Source organism: Lysinibacillus contaminans (genome assembly GCF_001278945.1).
Lineage (GTDB): Bacteria > Bacillota > Bacilli > Bacillales_A > Planococcaceae > Lysinibacillus > Lysinibacillus contaminans.
In genome coordinates this window covers 96,578-113,339 of the sequence record NZ_LGRV01000003.1, presented here as the reverse complement: position 1 = coordinate 113,339, position 16,762 = coordinate 96,578, and the positions used below count along the sequence as shown (strand labels likewise).

Annotated in this window: 14 protein-coding genes and 1 other annotated feature; of the genes, 6 read left to right on the top strand and 8 right to left on the bottom strand. The window is 38.1% G+C overall.

Going from position 1 to position 16,762, the window contains the following annotated elements; genetic code table 11:
• Window positions 1-51: 51 nt before the first annotated feature.
• Window positions 52-1,512, top strand: coding sequence for an IS1182 family transposase (locus AEA09_RS03010; RefSeq protein ID WP_053581933.1), 1,461 nt, complete (start codon window positions 52-54; stop codon window positions 1,510-1,512).
• Between the two features lie 145 nt (window positions 1,513-1,657).
• Here AEA09_RS03010 and AEA09_RS03005 read toward each other — a convergent pair whose 3' ends face one another.
• Complete coding sequence (locus tag AEA09_RS03005; protein ID WP_053582435.1) at window positions 1,658-2,278, bottom strand: NAD(P)-dependent oxidoreductase; 621 nt, start codon at window positions 2,276-2,278, stop codon at window positions 1,658-1,660.
• A 692-nt stretch (window positions 2,279-2,970) separates the two neighbouring features.
• On the opposite strand from AEA09_RS03005, the gene AEA09_RS03000 reads away from it, so the two are divergent.
• Both AEA09_RS03000 and AEA09_RS02995 read left to right on the top strand, forming a co-directional pair.
• A complete protein-coding gene (locus AEA09_RS03000; protein WP_053582434.1) occupies window positions 2,971-4,176 on the top strand; it encodes an iron-containing alcohol dehydrogenase in 1,206 nt (401 codons plus the stop codon).
• Window positions 4,177-4,281: 105 nt separating this feature from the next.
• Complete coding sequence (locus tag AEA09_RS02995; protein ID WP_053582433.1) at window positions 4,282-5,088, top strand: cobalamin-binding protein; 807 nt, start codon at window positions 4,282-4,284, stop codon at window positions 5,086-5,088.
• Between the two features lie 53 nt (window positions 5,089-5,141).
• Here AEA09_RS02995 and tyrS read toward each other — a convergent pair whose 3' ends face one another.
• Window positions 5,142-6,410 (bottom strand): tyrosine--tRNA ligase, encoded by a 1,269-nt coding sequence (tyrS, locus tag AEA09_RS02990; RefSeq protein WP_053582432.1) that lies wholly within the window; start codon window positions 6,408-6,410, stop codon window positions 5,142-5,144.
• Between the two features lie 76 nt (window positions 6,411-6,486).
• Window positions 6,487-6,693: a binding site (T-box leader), on the bottom strand.
• 103 nt (window positions 6,694-6,796) lie between these two features.
• Here tyrS and AEA09_RS02985 point away from each other — a divergent pair.
• The 3 genes from AEA09_RS02985 to AEA09_RS20195 all read left to right on the top strand — a co-directional run bounded on the left by AEA09_RS02985 (window position 6,797) and on the right by AEA09_RS20195 (window position 10,793).
• Window positions 6,797-9,796, top strand: coding sequence for a transglycosylase domain-containing protein (locus AEA09_RS02985; RefSeq protein ID WP_053582431.1), 3,000 nt, complete (start codon window positions 6,797-6,799; stop codon window positions 9,794-9,796).
• A gap of 117 nt (window positions 9,797-9,913) precedes the next feature.
• Window positions 9,914-10,645 (top strand): NAD-dependent epimerase/dehydratase family protein, encoded by a 732-nt coding sequence (locus tag AEA09_RS02980; RefSeq protein WP_245622768.1) that lies wholly within the window; start codon window positions 9,914-9,916, stop codon window positions 10,643-10,645.
• Window positions 10,611-10,793, top strand: a complete 183-nt coding sequence (locus tag AEA09_RS20195) for a hypothetical protein (protein ID WP_245622767.1) — start codon at window positions 10,611-10,613, stop codon at window positions 10,791-10,793. The genes AEA09_RS02980 and AEA09_RS20195 overlap by 35 nt, the downstream gene beginning before the upstream one ends.
• Window positions 10,794-11,342: 549 nt before the next feature.
• Here the strand turns inward: AEA09_RS20195 and AEA09_RS02975 are convergent.
• From AEA09_RS02975 to argJ, 6 genes are all read right to left on the bottom strand, one after another.
• Window positions 11,343-12,329: a ketoacyl-ACP synthase III gene (locus tag AEA09_RS02975; protein WP_053582430.1), complete on the bottom strand. Its 987-nt coding sequence runs from the start codon at window positions 12,327-12,329 to the stop codon at window positions 11,343-11,345.
• A 157-nt stretch (window positions 12,330-12,486) separates the two neighbouring features.
• A complete protein-coding gene (locus tag AEA09_RS02970) occupies window positions 12,487-12,831 on the bottom strand; it encodes a hypothetical protein (protein WP_053582429.1) in 345 nt (114 codons plus the stop codon).
• Window positions 12,832-13,196: 365 nt separating this feature from the next.
• The gene (locus tag AEA09_RS19775) at window positions 13,197-13,373 is read right to left on the bottom strand and encodes a hypothetical protein (RefSeq protein WP_156312023.1); all 177 of its coding nucleotides are present in this window, start codon (window positions 13,371-13,373) and stop codon (window positions 13,197-13,199) included.
• A gap of 283 nt (window positions 13,374-13,656) precedes the next feature.
• Entirely contained in the window at window positions 13,657-14,787 is a 1,131-nt protein-coding gene (locus AEA09_RS02965) for an acetylornithine transaminase (protein ID WP_053582428.1), read from the bottom strand.
• A complete protein-coding gene (argB, locus tag AEA09_RS02960) occupies window positions 14,784-15,563 on the bottom strand; it encodes an acetylglutamate kinase (protein ID WP_053582427.1) in 780 nt (259 codons plus the stop codon). Before argB ends, AEA09_RS02965 begins: the two co-directional genes overlap by 4 nt.
• Complete coding sequence (gene argJ, locus AEA09_RS02955) at window positions 15,526-16,758, bottom strand: bifunctional glutamate N-acetyltransferase/amino-acid acetyltransferase ArgJ (protein ID WP_053582426.1); 1,233 nt, start codon at window positions 16,756-16,758, stop codon at window positions 15,526-15,528. The genes argB and argJ overlap by 38 nt, the downstream gene beginning before the upstream one ends.
• Window positions 16,759-16,762 lie beyond the last annotated feature (4 nt).

Below are 16,762 nucleotides of genomic sequence, written 5' to 3'. Positions count from 1 at the left end.
CTGCTTTTTGTTTTATACTAAGGTTATCAATGTATGTAGGTGGTATTTAAAATGATTTCAAACCAAGAAACGCTGAAACTTAGCCCTTTTATGGCGATCTATGATATCGTCGTACCCAAAAATAATATGCTTCGCCAAATCAATGAACTTGTCGATTTCTCATTTATTTTAGATGAGTTGAAAACTAAATATTGTCTCGATAATGGTCGTAATGCTGTGCCTCCTATTCGTATGTTCAAATATTTATTATTAAAAGCGATTTATGATGTATCCGATGAAGATCTGGTTGAACGCTCGAAATACGATATGTCCTTCAAATACTTTTTAGATATGGCGCCTGAAGAAGATGTCATTCATTCAAGTTCATTAACGAAATTTCGCCGACTCCGTCTTCAAGATGTGGGTTTATTAGATTTGTTGATTGGAAAAACGGTTGAGATTGCGTTAGAGAAAAACATCATTTCGAGTAAAACGATTATTGTTGATGCCACACATACAAAAGCACGTTACAATCAAAAATCACCAAAGGAATTTTTACAGGAGAAATCAAAAAACGTCCGTAAAGCTGTCTATCAATTTGATGAAACAATGAAAGAAAAATTCCCGCCCAAAACCACTTCTAACGAAGTAAATGATGAACTCGATTATTGCCGTCAAGTCGTAGAAATCGTGGAAGCACAACCAAAAATAGCGTGTGTCCCTGCTGTCAAAGAAAAATTAAATGTTTTAAAAGAAGTGGTCGAAGATTTTGAAGTACAACTTAGCTATTCCGCAGACCCAGACGCACGTATTGGTCATAAATCAATGGACTCTTCTTTCTTTGGATTTAAAACGCATATTGCTATGAGCGATGAACGCATCATTACTGCCGCTGTCGTGACAACGGGTGAGAAAAGTGATGGGAAATACTTAAAAGAATTAATAGAAAAAAGTAAAACAACAGGCATAGAAATTGACACAGTGATCGGTGATGCAGCTTATTCAGAGAAAGACAATCTCCAATTAGCTAAAACAGAGGAATTTCAACTTGTATCAAAACTAAATCCGCAGATTACACAAGGTGGACGTACGAAAGAAGAAGAATTTGAGTTTAATAAAGATGCTGGTATGTATGTGTGTAAAGCAGGACATATGGCAATTCGCACAGCACGTACGAATAAAAAGAACGTCGGAAAGAACCAACGTCAAACCTATTATTTTGACATAGAAAAATGTAAAGTATGTCCTTTGCGCGAAGGTTGTTATAAAGAAGGTGCTAAAAATAAGACCTATTCGGTGACCATAAAATCGATGGAACACGCAGAACAGGAAGTCTTTCAGAACACAGATGATTTTAAAGAACTGGCGCGTTCACGTTATAAAATTGAAGCCAAAAACAGTGAGTTAAAGAACGGACACGGGTATGATGTAGCATCATCTGCGGGTCTATTTGGGATGGAAATGCAAGGAGCCACAACTATATTCGCCGTCAATTTGAAACGGATACTCACGTTATTGAAAGAAAAAGAGTAAAATAACCGAAAGAAATAGGCGACTTCCTGTTCCAAGATGAACAAGAAGTCGCCTATTTTTATCTTAAATGAACCTACAAATTTAAAAACGTAAGTTTTTCAGTGCCCTCCAAAACACCAAGTGGATTTTTATCATGATCGTGATATTAATAAGCTATTCCAACACGAGATTTCAAAAATTTTGTACTCTTAACTTGCTGATAGGTAAACTCCGCAGTATCTCCTACAGTTATTACAGTTCCACCCTCAGGCAAAAAGCTACTTTCAACTCGATATTTACTAGTACAATCTCCATCAGGTAAATATGTAGGACAAACAATTGTCCACTCAACTTCAGAGTCAGTAAGCATATCAAAAACCCTATGATGTTCTTGTGCTGCTTGTGTTGACTTCCGTTTTGATTCACTTGACTGATAACGAAGTAAACCAGGAGTCACCCGACTTTGTAAAATACCGGCAGTACCAATCGTTATTATTCGTTTGACATCTTCTTTTTTCATCGCTTCTAAAATTAGTTGCATGCTTTCAGATAAAGTATTAGTTCCATCCGTATTTAATGCACTAATGACTATATCAACTCCTGCCATCACAGATTCAACATCATTTTTGTTTAGGGCATTCCCTTGAATAATATGTATATTTTCATCAATCACTTTTATTTTATCTGGTGTGCGAACTAATATTGTAACATCGTGTCCGTCCTCTAGTGCACGTGGAATTATTTGGCTCCCCACTCGTCCTGTTGCACCTAAAACTAAGATTTTCATGAGAATCACCTCTTTCAAATCGATTATATCATATGTAATTTTTATAACTCCCACTGTAAATCACAAAAATATCCATACGGCATTTAGCTGTCTTCCCCTGGTTTATTTATAACGTACATCCACTCTTGTTATTTCATTTGTTCTTAAAAGTCCAACTCATTTTTTGTAAAAGCTCTTCATCACTAGTTATTAATATTGAAATTACTGAATTTATTTGCTGCCTTACAGCTATTTCAGTTAATTAACCTTTACATTCTCCAAATGTCTCGCTTTCTTTTCTTCAGTCTACGAAATATACATAATTCCCCTATCTCTTAATTAATCCAAGGGGTTTAACCGGCAATACTAAATCTAATTAATTGAAAGCATTATTTTTCAAATCTATGAAAACCTCATATATTTACAAGATATACAAGTTTTCCACTATATTAATAGTCGAAAATAACCTTTATTATTTTTATTTTCATAAAAAAATAATTTACTAACTATAAATAAATCTATATTGGCATTTCTATTAGAATTTTTGCATAAAATAAGATTAGTAACCTTTTTGTACAATAACATCTACTAAAAATTTACATTTTTTTAGTAGATAATGGTTGCGTTTTTACAATAAATAGAATAATATAAATTTTGAAAGGTGTTTCATTGCCATTCAAGCAATAACTAACATTGAAAAAGGGGTTGGAAACATGTCAGACGTTCTAAAGCAATTTGTAATGCCGACATCAAACTTATTTGGACCTGGTGCAATTCAAGAAGTTGGTAACCGCTTAAATGACTTAGAAGTGAAAAAGACATTGATCGTAACAGATGAGGGCTTACACAAATTAGGCCTCTCAGAACAAATTGCTAACATCATTACAGCTGCTGGAATTGAAGTTGCAATTTTCCCGAAAGCAGAACCAAATCCAACGGACAAGAATATTGAAGACGGTATCGCGGTTTATCATGCCGAGAACTGTGATTCAATCGTATCGGTTGGAGGCGGAAGTGCACACGATGCTGCAAAAGGTATTGGAATTATTGCTTCGAATGGTGGACGCATTCATGATTATGAAGGCGTTGATCAAACACAAAATCCGCTAGTTCCATTAATCGCAATTAACACAACAGCTGGTACAGCTAGTGAAATGACGCGTTTTACTATTATTACAGATACAGCGCGTAGAGTGAAAATGGCGATTGTGGATAAACATGTTACCCCTCTTGTTTCTATTAATGATCCTGAGTTAATGATTGGATTACCGCCAGCACTAACAGCAGCAACTGGCTTAGATGCATTAACACATGCAATCGAAGCATTCGTATCAACAAATGCAACTCCAATTACTGATGCTTGTGGTGAAAAAGTACTTCAACTAATCCCTGAGTTTTTACCACGTGCCTATGCAAACGGAGCAGATTTAGAAGCTCGTGAGCAAATGGTTTACGCTCAATTCTTAGCAGGGATGGCATTTAATAATGCATCTTTAGGCTACGTGCATGCGATCGCCCATCAATTAGGTGGCTTCTATAACTTGCCACACGGTGTATGTAACGCGATTTTACTGCCACACGTTTGCCGCTTCAATTTAACAGCACGCACAGAACGCTTTGCGAAAATCGCTGAATTATTAGGTGCAAACGTAGAGGGTCTAAGCAAACGCGATGCTGCTGAAAAAGCAATTGCAGTAATCGAAGGTCTATCAAAAGACCTAAACATCCCAAGTGGCTTCCGTGAATTAGGTGCGAAAGACGAAGACATCGAAATTTTAGCTAAAAATGCGATGTTAGATGTTTGCGCAGCGACAAATCCACGTAAAGCTACGCTAGAAGACATTAAACAAATTATTACTAATGCAATGGGACCTGTCGTTGCAGAAGCTAAACAACGTGAAACAGTAACCGTTTCTTAGTATTAAAAAATAAAAACCTTTGGATTTAATATCCAAAGGTTTTTTTAATTGTGTACGTGCCAGGCACTAGCTATACTTTACTTAAAAAGAATAGAGGTAATGATTATGCGCTTAATCTCAATTTGTCCAAGTAATACAGAACTAGTTGCATATCTAGGCTTAACTGATCAACTAGTCGGTGTGGACGATTTCTCGGATTGGCCTACATCCGTGCAAAATCTTCCGAAACTCGGACCAGACTTATCCATCGACATAGATGCACTAGAATCACTAAAGCCTGATCTTGTGCTCGCATCACTTAGCGTGCCAGGTATGGAAAAAAATATTGAAGCTTTACAGGAACGAAAAATCCCTCATCTTGTCTTTAACGCCAACTCTCTAAAGGAGATTGCAGAAGATTTACATACACTCGGTACTGCTTGTGGTGTCGAAAAACGAGCTAAAGAAATTTCTCAGGACTATTTGCTCTTTGTTGAACACCTTCGAAGTATTGCCCAAACCATCTCTTACAAGCCCACGCTTTATTGGGAATGGTGGCCAAATCCAATTTTCACACCCGGGATGATAAATTGGCTCACAGAAATCAGTCAAATTGCAGGTGGACGTAATGTATTTCAAGATGTGGAATTAGCAAGCGTCCAAACGGATTGGACAGATATTATCCAGCGCAACCCAGATTATATTTTCATGGCATGGGTGGGTGTTGCTTATGAACGCATTAAGCCTGCGCACTTACTTAAACGTCCACAAGCAAATGAGTTACGCGCCGTCGAGCAGGAACAGCTCCACGTTATGGAAGAATGGCTTTACTGTCGCCCATCTCCACGTCTATTAGAGGGGGCATTAAAGCTCGCACAGTTACTACATCCTGAGAGTTATCGCCATGTTGAGCTTCCCAGCTTTCTAAAATAAATAAGAAACCCCCTTGAAACAAAAATTCAAGGGGGTTTTTCACTGCATTAGATTTAGTTAAATTTCACCATATGGTATTTTTTCTTACCACGACGTACAATGCTAAATGCATCCTCAAGACGATCTTTTTCATCCACTGTATAGGCAAGGTCTGTCACCTTTTCACCATTTACGCTTATTGCACCATTTGTAACATCTTCACGTGCTTGACGTTTAGAAGACGAGATTCCCGCTTCTACAAGTAAATCCACAATATTTTTACTTTCTTTCACCATTTCGATAGAAGGAACATCTTTAAAAGCGTCTTTCATTTCTTCTGCTGAAAGTGCTTTTAAGTCACCAGAGAATAATGCTGCTGTAATACGGATAGCTTGATCTAAAGCTTCTTGTCCGTGTATTAAGCGCGTCATTTCTTCTGCAAGTGCTTTTTGCGCTTTACGTAAATGTGGCTCTTGCTCAACAGATTCTGCTAAAACTTCAATTTCTTCACGCGTTAAGAATGTAAAGATTTTTAAGTATTTTACAACATCTGCATCTGCCGCGTTGATCCAGAACTGGTAGAATTCATACGGAGAAGTTTTCTTACCATCTAACCAAATGGCCCCACCAGCTGTTTTACCAAATTTAGTGCCATCCGCTTTTGTTACTAACGGAATTGTAATACCAAATGCTTTTGTCTCTTCTTCATGCGTTTTACGAATTACCTCTAGACCAGTTGTAATGTTCCCCCATTGATCAGAACCACCTACTTGAATACGGCAATTGTAGTGGTTGTATAAGTGATTGTAGTCAATTCCTTGGATTAATGTGTAGGCGAATTCAGTAAATGAAATTCCTGTATCCAAACGTGATGCAATTGTATCTTTTGCAAGCATATAATTAACGTTAATTAATTTCCCGTAGTCACGTAAAAATTCAATCGTGTTCATTTCGCCAATCCAGTCGCGGTTGTTCACTAGTTGTGCACCATTACCATCTTCAGCAAATTCAAAAATACGCTCTAATTGACCGCGAATACCTTGCACGTTTTTGTCAATTTGCTCGACTGTTTGTAGTTGACGCTCCTCAGAACGACCAGATGGATCCCCAATCATACCTGTTGCACCACCCACCAGTAAAATTGGACGATGCCCTGCTTTTTGGAAACGACGAAGCGTTAAAAGTGGCACGATATGACCAATATGCATAGAGTCCGCAGTTGGGTCAACACCACAGTATAAAGAAACTGATTGTTCTTCTAGTAATTTTGCCATACCTTCAGCATCAGTTTGTTGGTATAGTAGGCCACGCCATTCTAAATCTTGTAATAATTCGTTTGTCATCTTAATTCCTCCTAGAAATGTTTGTTATCTGCTACGTGCAATGACATAAAAAAGTCCCCACACGCAACAAGTTGCATGCAGGGACGTTAAATTTCACTTAACGCGGTACCACCCGGCTTGAAGATGTCATCCATCTTCCTCTTCATTGACCGCCTTTATCGCAGGCGCGCACGTCTAAGCTCCAAGTACGTAATTCATTTCTACATTATGACTAGCTTTCACCAACCGCTAGCTCTCTAAACAGGGAATATAGAAACTACTGCAAACTTTTCATCACTAGAAAACTATAAGCATTATTCTAAACGAATCTCTTTCAAAGTCAATAACTATGTTCTAGTTAAATCAAAATATGCTATAATAAATCTTGATTTTAGGAGGTCGATTAAGTGAAAGATTGGATTGAAAAAATCAACGCAAAGATCGATGAGTTACTCGAACAAAAATGGATGAAGACATTACGTATTTCAGGCAGTGTGACCTGGAACTTATTTTTACTATTTTTAATCTTTGTACTTGTTGGTTTGGTTTTTGTTGGCTCGGTTGGTGCAGGTTATTTTGCCTCACTTGTAAAGGATGAGCCACTTCGCTCAAAAGAAGAGTTACGTGAACTCATCTTCAATTACGATGAAACGAGTGAAATTTATTTTGCCAATGATGTTTACATTGGCAAATTACGAACAGATTTAGACCGTCGTGAAACCTCATTAAGCTCAGTTTCACCAAATGTAATTAATGCAGTACTGGCAACTGAGGATGAGTATTTCCGTGAGCACAATGGGATTGTGCCAAAAGCTGTATTTCGTGGGCTACTACAAGATGTCACAAACTCATCAACACAAACAGGTGGTTCTACACTGACACAACAACTTATTAAAAACCAAGTATTAACAAATGAAGTATCCTATGAACGAAAAGCGAAAGAACTTTTACTCGCGATGCGATTAGAGCACTTCATGACAAAAGAAGAAATTCTAGAAGCATATTTAAACATTATCCCTTATGGCCGTAATGCATCAGGTCGTAATATTGCAGGGATTGAAACTGCTGCAGATGGGATTTTCGGAGTTAAAGCGAAGGATTTAACACTTCCACAAGCAGCTTATATAGCTGGTATTCCACAAGCACCTTACGCCTATACACCATTTACAAATAAAGGTGTTTTAAAGAGCGCGGAGGCACTACAACCTGGGATTGACCGTATGAAGACGGTTCTATATCGTATGAAGGAAGCAGGTTATATAGATGATACGGAATATAAAACGGCATTAGAATATGATATTACAGCTGATTTCCGCGAACCTGAATTGCGTCCAGAAGATCAATACCCATGGTTAACATATGAACTAGAAGGCCGGGCGAAAGAAATCATTGCAGAAATTTTAGCAAAAGAAGATGGAATCGACCCTGAGCGCTTAAAGACAGAAGAAAAACTCAAAGAAAAATATATGATTTTAGCAGACCGTGATGTGCGCTCAAAAGGCTATCGTATTTATTCCACTATTAATAAAGATATGTACGATGCAATGCGTAAAACAGCGGACAACTTTAAATACTATGGTCAAACGTATACAAGTAAAGGGAAAGATCCTGTCACTGGGGAAGAAATTGATATTGAAATGCCTGTTCAAGTTGGAAGTATTTTAATCGAAAACAGCACAGGTAGAATTTTAAGCTTCCTTGGCGGTCGTGACTTCCAAACAGAAGAATTAAACCATGCGACACAAGCTTATCGTTCAAACGGTTCAACGATGAAGCCTTTACTCGTTTATGCACCGGCAATTGAATACGGTGTGATTGGTGCAGGTAGTCCAGTAGTTGACGTTAAATTCTCTCTTGGTGGCTGGAGTCCAAGCAACTATACAGAAAGTGATGAACGAGGCATTATCCCTGCACGTGAAGCATTAGCAAGCTCACAGAACTTATCGGCGCTACGTTTATATTACAACATTTTAAACAAACGTCCGGCACAGTTTTTAGCACAGATGGACTTTTCAAAACTACAGCCAGCAGACTATGAAAATCTAGCAACTGGAATCGGAGCTTTAGAAGTCGGCACAACTGTAGAGGAAAACACAAATGCCTTCGCAACATTTGCAAATGGCGGGCAGTTTATAGATGCCTATATGATTGAAAAAATCGAGGATCTTGATGGCAATATTATCTATCAACATGAAGTAGAGCCTGTTCAAGTATTTAGTCCTGAAACATCATATATCATTACAGATATGATGCGTGATGTATTAAAATCTGGTACAGGTACAGAAGCGAATAGAACGTTAAAATTCTCATCGGATTTCGCTGCAAAAACAGGGACTTCACAAAACTATAATGACGTTTGGCTAGTCGGCTATAACCCAAATGTTTCACTAGGCGTATGGATGGGCTATGACAAACAGCGCTCACTTTATGCATTCAATAATACGTATTTACAACCAAGTACACGTATTAATAAACTATGGGGTACATTAATGAATGCCATGTACGATGTAGATACTGAACTAATTGATGCTAAAACAAGCTTTAAAGCACCTAAAAATGTTGTCACTGCATCATTCTGTGGTATTTCTGGCTTAGCACCTTCTGCAGCATGCCAGAGTGCAGGACTTGTACGTTCAGATTTATTTAATGCCAGCGTATTTTTACCTTCACAGCCGGATGATAGCTTTGGCTCAGCTGGAGCGAATGTGGTTACAATCCAAGGTAAAACGTACAATGCACATCCAAATACACCAGCAGAGTTCGTCAAAAAGGGTGGTTTAGGTCTTAACCCTGCCTTTATCAATCGTATGCTTGGTAAGCTTGGCGGAAATCCATCAAGCCTACTACCTAAAAATTCGTCACTATCCAATTCAGCAGTGGCAGCAGTGGACTTCCCTGCAGATGGCAGTGCACCAGCAACAGTAACCGCATCTCTTAGTGGAAATACATTATCTTGGACACGTTCTTCTAATGATGTTGTAGGCTATCGCATTTATAACGTCGCAAATGGCAGTAGCACACTTGTCAATTCGGTTCTCGAATCTACTCAAAGTGTTTCGGTCTCAAGTGGTGGATCTTACGTTGTAGTTGCTGTAGATATTACTGGTTTATCATCCGCACAATCTAATGTTGTATCTAACGGTGGAGAATCAGAGCCAGATAACGAAACTGAAGAAACTCCTCTACCACCTACAGATGGTAGTAACAACGGTGGTGGTTCTAATGGAACTAATAACGGGAATTCAAATGGGTCTAATAATGGAAACTCAAATGGATCCAATAATGGGAATTCAAATGGGTCCAACAATGGAAACTCAAATGGCGATGGAAATTCAGGGGGCAGTGGCTCGAACGGAGAAAATAATAATGGTGGGGTAGTTCCACCTATCGATATTCCAACTGAGTAATTTCTAAGTCTTTTTTAGCTAGTAGCAGACAAGCTTACTACGATCATTTTACGATTGTAGTGAGCTTGTTTTTTTGTCATGATAGAGAAGACTAAAAAGTTAGGGGTGGGGAGAAATATGAAAATTTTAGTTTTAGGTGGGACACGTTTTTTTGGAAAAAAGCTAGTAGAACTTTGTATTCAAAATGGGCATGAGGTGACGATTTTAACTCGTGGGCAAAGCAGTAACCCTTTTGGCAATCAGGTACTTCATTTGATTGTTGACCGCAATGATGCGAATGCTCTAACACAAATACTAGACGGTATGACTTGGGATATTGTCTATGATAATATTTGCTATTCTCCAAACGAAGCACGTGATCTTGCAAAAATTCTACAAAGTAAAACAAAAAAACTAGTCTTCACATCAACCCTAGCTACATATGAGGCAGATGGCGTTATAAAAAATGAAGCCGATTTCGATCCATATACGTTTGGAATTCGTATGGGTGGTATAGATGATTTCACATATGGTGAAGGAAAAAGACAAGCTGAAGCCGTTTTGTTTAAACAAGCGACATTCCCTGTAGTTGCTGTACGTTTCCCTATAGTAGTTGGTGAGCATGATTACACACGCCGTTTACATTTTCACGTTGAAAAGATACTAAATGAAGAGCCTATTTCATTACCGAATATTGATGCGAAAATGAGCTTTATAACAGATGATGAAGCAGCTACATTTTTATATTTTGCTGGTATTTCTGCTATTGAAGGTCCTTTTAATGCGACAGCAACAGGTCCTATTTCTTTGAAAGATTTACTTGGATTAATTGAAGATGCAATTGGCGAAGGTGACACTTATAGCTGGTGATGACAAATCTCATTCACCATATGGTATTCCCGCAGATTGGTATATGGCAACTGCTAAAGCAGAGGTAGCAGGCTTTACGTTTAGTCAATTAAAAGATTGGTTACCTGGCTTAGTACAAACACTAGTAAAACATGAAGGCGGCAACTAATATATTTGTCACATGCAGCCTGTTTGGCCGTTCTGAAAGTATTTATCGCTACGTGGATAGATAACGCGGGGAGAAGATACGCTTGCTCGCTATCCAAATATCCCTGCTGCTTTCATTTGTTCTTCTAGTTCTTTAACTCGTTGAATTACAGCCAGAATTGCTTTATCCCCCGTCTCATCTCGCCATTCCTCACCATAACGCAAAATACGAAATCCCTTTTCGATCGACGGAGCCATCTGTCGATAAAAAAATGTATATGTTAGAAGAATTAAGTAAGTGAGCGCTTAATAGAATTGTTTCTGGTTTAAAATAAACGACAAAAGAATTAGATTTCTTGAACCATTAAGCGAATGGGAGTCATTGTCTTTAATAAGACGAAAAATAAGCATCGTCTGTATGAAAAAATCATGAACCGTTTAGTATAGTAAACAAAAGATAAGTTATATTGTAGCCAAGTCTCTATCGACTTTGTATGGATTTTTAGCAACTCCTTCATCAATAGATTTTAAATAAAAGACCTCCTATTATATAAAATAGGAGGTCTCTTTATTAATATTGATATAATACCGCAACAATATGATAGCCGATTCCGACTGTCCATAATAACACTTTGTCGCCACGTTGGATACGTCCATCTTCCACTGCTTTATAGAACGCTAATAAAGGACTTGTTGTGCCCGTATAACCAAACTCATCACTTACAAAGACAACTCTTTCTTCCTCTACACCAAAATGAGCCTGCAGTTTATCGAGATTGCTCTTTGCAAATTGTGAGAAACAATATGCTTTAACATCCTCAGGTGTTAGATTATTACGGCTTAACATTGGGTCAATCAATTCTTTTGTACGTTCGATAGAGATGTCTCCATTAAACGGCAGCCACGTCGTGTAGTCAATAGAATTGTCTTCCATGCCTTTGGATAGTCCATTGCGAGGGAAGACTACTTTATCAAAAATTGATGAATCTGTGAAATAGTCAGAATCTATTAATCCGCCTTCTCCCTCTGTTTTTTCTAATAGAACAGCCACAGCAACATCACCAAAGTTCGCATACGTGATTACATCTTTCGGATTAGAAATTCTCAAAAAGTTATCAGAACCAACTAAAAGAATACGGTTCATTCGCGGATGCGATTCCAAATAGCGAGATGCGTTGTCTAACGCCATCGTCATGCCCGAACAATTCGCATTAGTATCATACACCGCTGTTTTGCCACCTGCTCCAAGCGCTTGATGAATCATTATTGAATTCGTTGGAAGTGTGTATTCTGGCACTTGAGAAGAAAACATAATCATGTCTAAATCTTCCGCAGAAACTCCTGCTTTAGCCAGTACCCGTTTTGAAGCCTCTATTGCCATCGTTAGAGAATTTTCTTCTTTCCCTGCGATATAACGATTGTTTCTACCTAAAACTTCTGTTAAAAATTTCGTGTAATCTTCATTATCTTTTTGTTTGAAATGCTCTATATAGAAATCGTTTGAAACCTTTTCTTCTGGATGATAAATCGCCATTTCTTTAATTATTACATTTCTCATTTTATTAAAAATCCTTCTTTTATTTAGTTTTTTGTAAAACTTTATACTTTTTTAACAAATATGTATCTTAACTAATAAGGATAATTGAATCTCATTAGATTTTCTTATTCTTATTAAAGAAAAAAGTAATGAAGGAAATGCCTCCACCTTTTTAAATTTAGCCTTGTGTAATTGATAGATTTGTTAATCCAGCAGTTCTAGCCATTCGATTCATTTGCATTTTAAGAATTGGATTAGAATTTAACTCAAGGACGATGTTATTAAAATTAGATTGCTTGTATAGCAAGAAGCAGCTTTCTAACGAAGGAACCAATTCCTGCGTTACTAAATTCAAATCTTTTAGGTCTAAGCGTAATGTGAAATTAGAAGGTTGGATTCTAGAAGTATTTCGGTTGTAATCTGCGATGAATTCTTTCGCTTGTTGCTCAGTAAAGCTTCCTTCAATTTGTACAAACATCTCACTTGCTGCTTGGTTTAGCTGCATTTTATATTTTCCACTCATTAAAAAAATCTCCTTTTTAGGTAATCAGATATTCCGACCCCATTATTAATAAATTATTGAACCCTCTACTCTAAGCAGTAAGGCATCTTTTTATAAAAGAATCTTTAGTTTTTTAAAAAAAGAAAAGCGCATTCGCGCCCTTTTAGCTGCGACAAACGTTTCAAAGTCTCCTAGGAATAGAGACTTCGAAACGACCTCAAGTAGCCGGAGCGAATGTCTAGACACTGATAAAATATTTAAACTTTTTTATCTTTTAAAAAGGATACCTTTTCTCCAAAAGGATAGACAATCATAAACCGCGCATTCATAGAAAGTACGACAGCGACATATTGTAGCGACTAGATTCAAAAACCATAATCAATATTTTAACATAACTTTCCTGAAAAACAATATAGTTCTATTTGTAGATATGTGTAATTACTCATTATTTCAGAAAACTTTCTATTGGCTAGATCAATAGATACACCATTACCTAAATCAGCTAATAATGTACCCATCATTGAACTTCCAACATGAAAGTATCCAGTAGGAGCCGTTGCCACCGATACGCCTCTTACCCCAATGTAGTAGACGTTTGACTACAAATTCCCATTAAAAAGCAAAGTATCTTATGCTTAATAGTAAATAAATAGCTGTTGTTAAACTTAACTGTCCTATCCAAATGAGTGTAATGATCAAAGAGCAAATGAATATCCGTGATATTAGATGTTCACCAGCCTTTTCAAATGATTCATTGTGATATATTCATAACAATGCATAATAAAAGAGTTCATCTTATCTTTTATAGAAAGATAAGATGAACTCTTTTATTAGAATATCAGCCTTTTACAGTAAAATTTTCTTCAAAACAGCAACAACTTCGTCAATTTCTGCTTTAGTAACAGTTAACGGCGGCAGTAAACGAATAACGTTTGGCCCTGCACCGACTAATAGCAAGCCTTTCTCCTCTGCTGCTGTAATATACGATGCAACTTCAGTGTCTCCACAGCCTACGCCAAGTAATAATCCTTGCCCTTGTATTGTATAAGTAGCTGGCAAATGCTCCTTTAATTGCTCAACAAAATAGGCTGACAGCTCTTGAACGTGTTGTAAAAATGATGGATCAAAAACTTGATTAAGTACTGCTTCAGCTACACTCATAGCAAGTGGATTGCCACCGAAAGTTGTACCGTGTGTACCTGGTCCAAACGTATCGTAAAACTCAGCTGTACCAAGCATAGCGCCTACCGGGAATCCGCCTCCCAGCCCCTTTGCTAATGTCACGATGTTTGGCTTTAATACGGTTTGTTCATATGCATAACGAGTACCCGTACGACCAATACCTGTTTGTACTTCGTCAATAATGAGTAATACGCCCTTGTCTTCACAAATCGTCGAAATTGCTTGTGCAAATTCAGGTGTTACTGAATTGACGCCACCTTCACCTTGAATCATTTCAAGCATAATCGCTGCAACTGAATCATCAATAGCCGCTTCAAGCGCCGCTACATCATTAAACGGTAATGTCGTGAATTTATCAACTAACGGACCAAAGCCATTATGAATCTTGCCCTGCCCTGTTGCAGACATAGCCCCAAACGTACGCCCATGAAAAGACTTTTCAAATGTAATGATATGTTTTTTCCCTGTATGCTTTCGTACCAATTTGATCGCCGCTTCATTTGCCTCAGCACCACTATTACAGAAAAACGCATAGGATAAATGTGTATCTGCAACTAGCTTCTCTGCAACCTTCTCTTGCCCTGGTATACCAAATAAATTTGAAATATGCCAAAGCTTTTCACTTTGTTCTTGCACAGCCTTCACAATCGCAGGGTGCGCGTGTCCAAGACTTACAACTGCAATCCCGCTTGTAAAATCTAAATATTTTTTACCCGAGGAATCTTCTACAATCGTCCCTTGACCTTTTACAATTTCCGCACGACGTTTCCCGTAATTTCCAAACAATGCACTCATCTTACTAGCTCCTCACTTAAAATTGTTGTGCCGACTAATGTGTCGCCAACAATTTGTACTGATGGGATACCCGCATTTAAGCAATCAATCGCCCCTTGCACCTTCGGAATCATCCCACCGTAGATATGCCCTTCCTCAATCCATTTTCCGATTAAGGAAGGCGTTACCTTTGTTTGAAATTCATCATTAATACGAATACCTTTAACATCTGTTACAAGTAATAAGCTATCTGCGCCAATAGCCAGTGCAATTTCACTTGCCACTGTGTCGCCATTAATATTTAAAGCCTGACCTTTCGCATTCGCACCAACACAAGCGATAACAGGTACAAGTCCAGAACTTATCAATGCTTCTAATAATGACGTATTCACTGCTTTTATTTCACCAACATACCCGTATATGTCCTTGTCTAAAAAGTCTGCCGCGATCAGCTGTCCATCAAAACCATTTAAGCCAACCGCCATAATGCCAGCTGCCGTTAACTCATGCACAAGTGCTGGATTCACTTTGCCGATTAACGTTGACTGTACAATATCAATAGCCAACTCACTCGTTACACGAATACCGTTTAATGCATGCGACTCTACTTGACTTGCAGCAAGCTCACGATTAATAGCAGGCCCACCTCCATGTGTAATGATGAGCTCCACACCTTCATTTTGTAGCTTTTTAAAATTCTCAAAAAACTCTTCATTCAAGCCCTCAAGCGTACTGCCACCAAGCTTTATGACCATACGCTTACGAGCGGTATGATGCGTTAATTTGAACGTAGTCATAAGTTAAATCACATCCCCAAGCGTGTCCGTGGCCTTCCCCAATACCAAGTGACACGTAGATTTTTACTTCGTGCATTTTTAAAATCTGAATTAATTCATCTTCTGAAAACGGAATTGGCTCGCCATTTTCAACCATTGTCGCGCCACCAATTTGAATCGTAATTTTATCTGGATCAACTGTCGCACCACTATAACCAACTGCAGCAATAATACGGCCCCAGTTTGCATCACAACCAAATACTGCTGTTTTTACAAGTGGTGAACCTACTACCGTTTTTGCTATTTTACGAGCCTCTTCATCTGAAATAGCTCCTTCTACTTCTACCTCGATTAATTTTGTTGCACCTTCTCCGTCTTTTGCAATCATTTTTGCTAAATCCTGTGCCACTGTTTTTAATGTGTAGTAGAAGTTTTGCCAATCTGGATGTGCTGGCGTTAATGTATCGTTGCCAGCTAAACCATTTGCCATCACAACTACAGTATCATTTGTAGAAGTATCGCCATCAACTGTAATAGCATTAAAAGTTAAGTTCGTAACTTCTGACAAGGCAGCTTGTAATACATCCGATTCAATATTTGCATCTGTTGTAATGAAACCAAGCATAGTCGCCATATTCGGCTCAATCATCCCTGAACCCTTCGCCACACCTGCCATCACAACTTCCTTGCCATCAATTAATGTGCTATAGCTCGTGTTTTTCATCACTGTATCGGTTGTCATAATCGCCTGTGCAAAATCAATCGCACTTTCTAAGCTATTTAACGGCTCTAATTGTGCAATCCCAGTTGATATTGGTGTCATATTTATAATTTCACCGATGACACCAGTAGAACAAACACCTACTAAACTTGCATCAATACCTAATTTCTCAGCTGTTAGAGCTTGCATTTCTAATGCGTCCTTTACACCTTGCTTCCCAGTACATGCATTGGCATTACCTGAGTTCACAATCATCGCTTGCATTTTTTGCGTTGAATAGACAACTTCTTTTGTCACTTTTAGTGGTGCCGCCTGTACAGCATTTGTTGTAAAAACGCCGGCAACACTTGCTGGGACATCACTCACTAATACAGCTAAATCCTTTTTCTTATGCTTTAAACCACAGTGCATACCTGCTGCTTTAAAGCCTTTTGGTGAAACAATATTTTTACTTGATAATTTTTTCATGATATTTGTTGATGCTGTTAATGTCATAATC

Bases quoted from the DNA above. Each gene is read 5' to 3' on its own strand.
- AEA09_RS03010 (WP_053581933.1), top strand. From the start codon at position 52: ATGATTTCAAACCAAGAAACGCTGAAACTTAGCCCTTTTATGGCGATC.
- AEA09_RS03005 (WP_053582435.1), bottom strand. From the start codon at position 2,278: ATGAAAATCTTAGTTTTAGGTGCAACAGGACGAGTGGGGAGCCAAATA.
- AEA09_RS03000 (WP_053582434.1), top strand. From the start codon at position 2,971: ATGTCAGACGTTCTAAAGCAATTTGTAATGCCGACATCAAACTTATTT.
- AEA09_RS02995 (WP_053582433.1), top strand. From the start codon at position 4,282: ATGCGCTTAATCTCAATTTGTCCAAGTAATACAGAACTAGTTGCATAT.
- tyrS (WP_053582432.1), bottom strand. From the start codon at position 6,410: ATGACAAACGAATTATTACAAGATTTAGAATGGCGTGGCCTACTATAC.
- AEA09_RS02980 (WP_245622768.1), top strand. From the start codon at position 9,914: ATGAAAATTTTAGTTTTAGGTGGGACACGTTTTTTTGGAAAAAAGCTA.
- AEA09_RS20195 (WP_245622767.1), top strand. From the start codon at position 10,611: ATGCAATTGGCGAAGGTGACACTTATAGCTGGTGATGACAAATCTCAT.
- AEA09_RS02975 (WP_053582430.1), bottom strand. From the start codon at position 12,329: ATGAGAAATGTAATAATTAAAGAAATGGCGATTTATCATCCAGAAGAA.
- AEA09_RS02970 (WP_053582429.1), bottom strand. From the start codon at position 12,831: ATGAGTGGAAAATATAAAATGCAGCTAAACCAAGCAGCAAGTGAGATG.
- AEA09_RS02965 (WP_053582428.1), bottom strand. From the start codon at position 14,787: ATGAGTGCATTGTTTGGAAATTACGGGAAACGTCGTGCGGAAATTGTA.
- argB (WP_053582427.1), bottom strand. From the start codon at position 15,563: ATGACTACGTTCAAATTAACGCATCATACCGCTCGTAAGCGTATGGTC.
- argJ (WP_053582426.1), bottom strand. From the start codon at position 16,758: ATGACATTAACAGCATCAACAAATATCATGAAAAAATTATCAAGTAAA.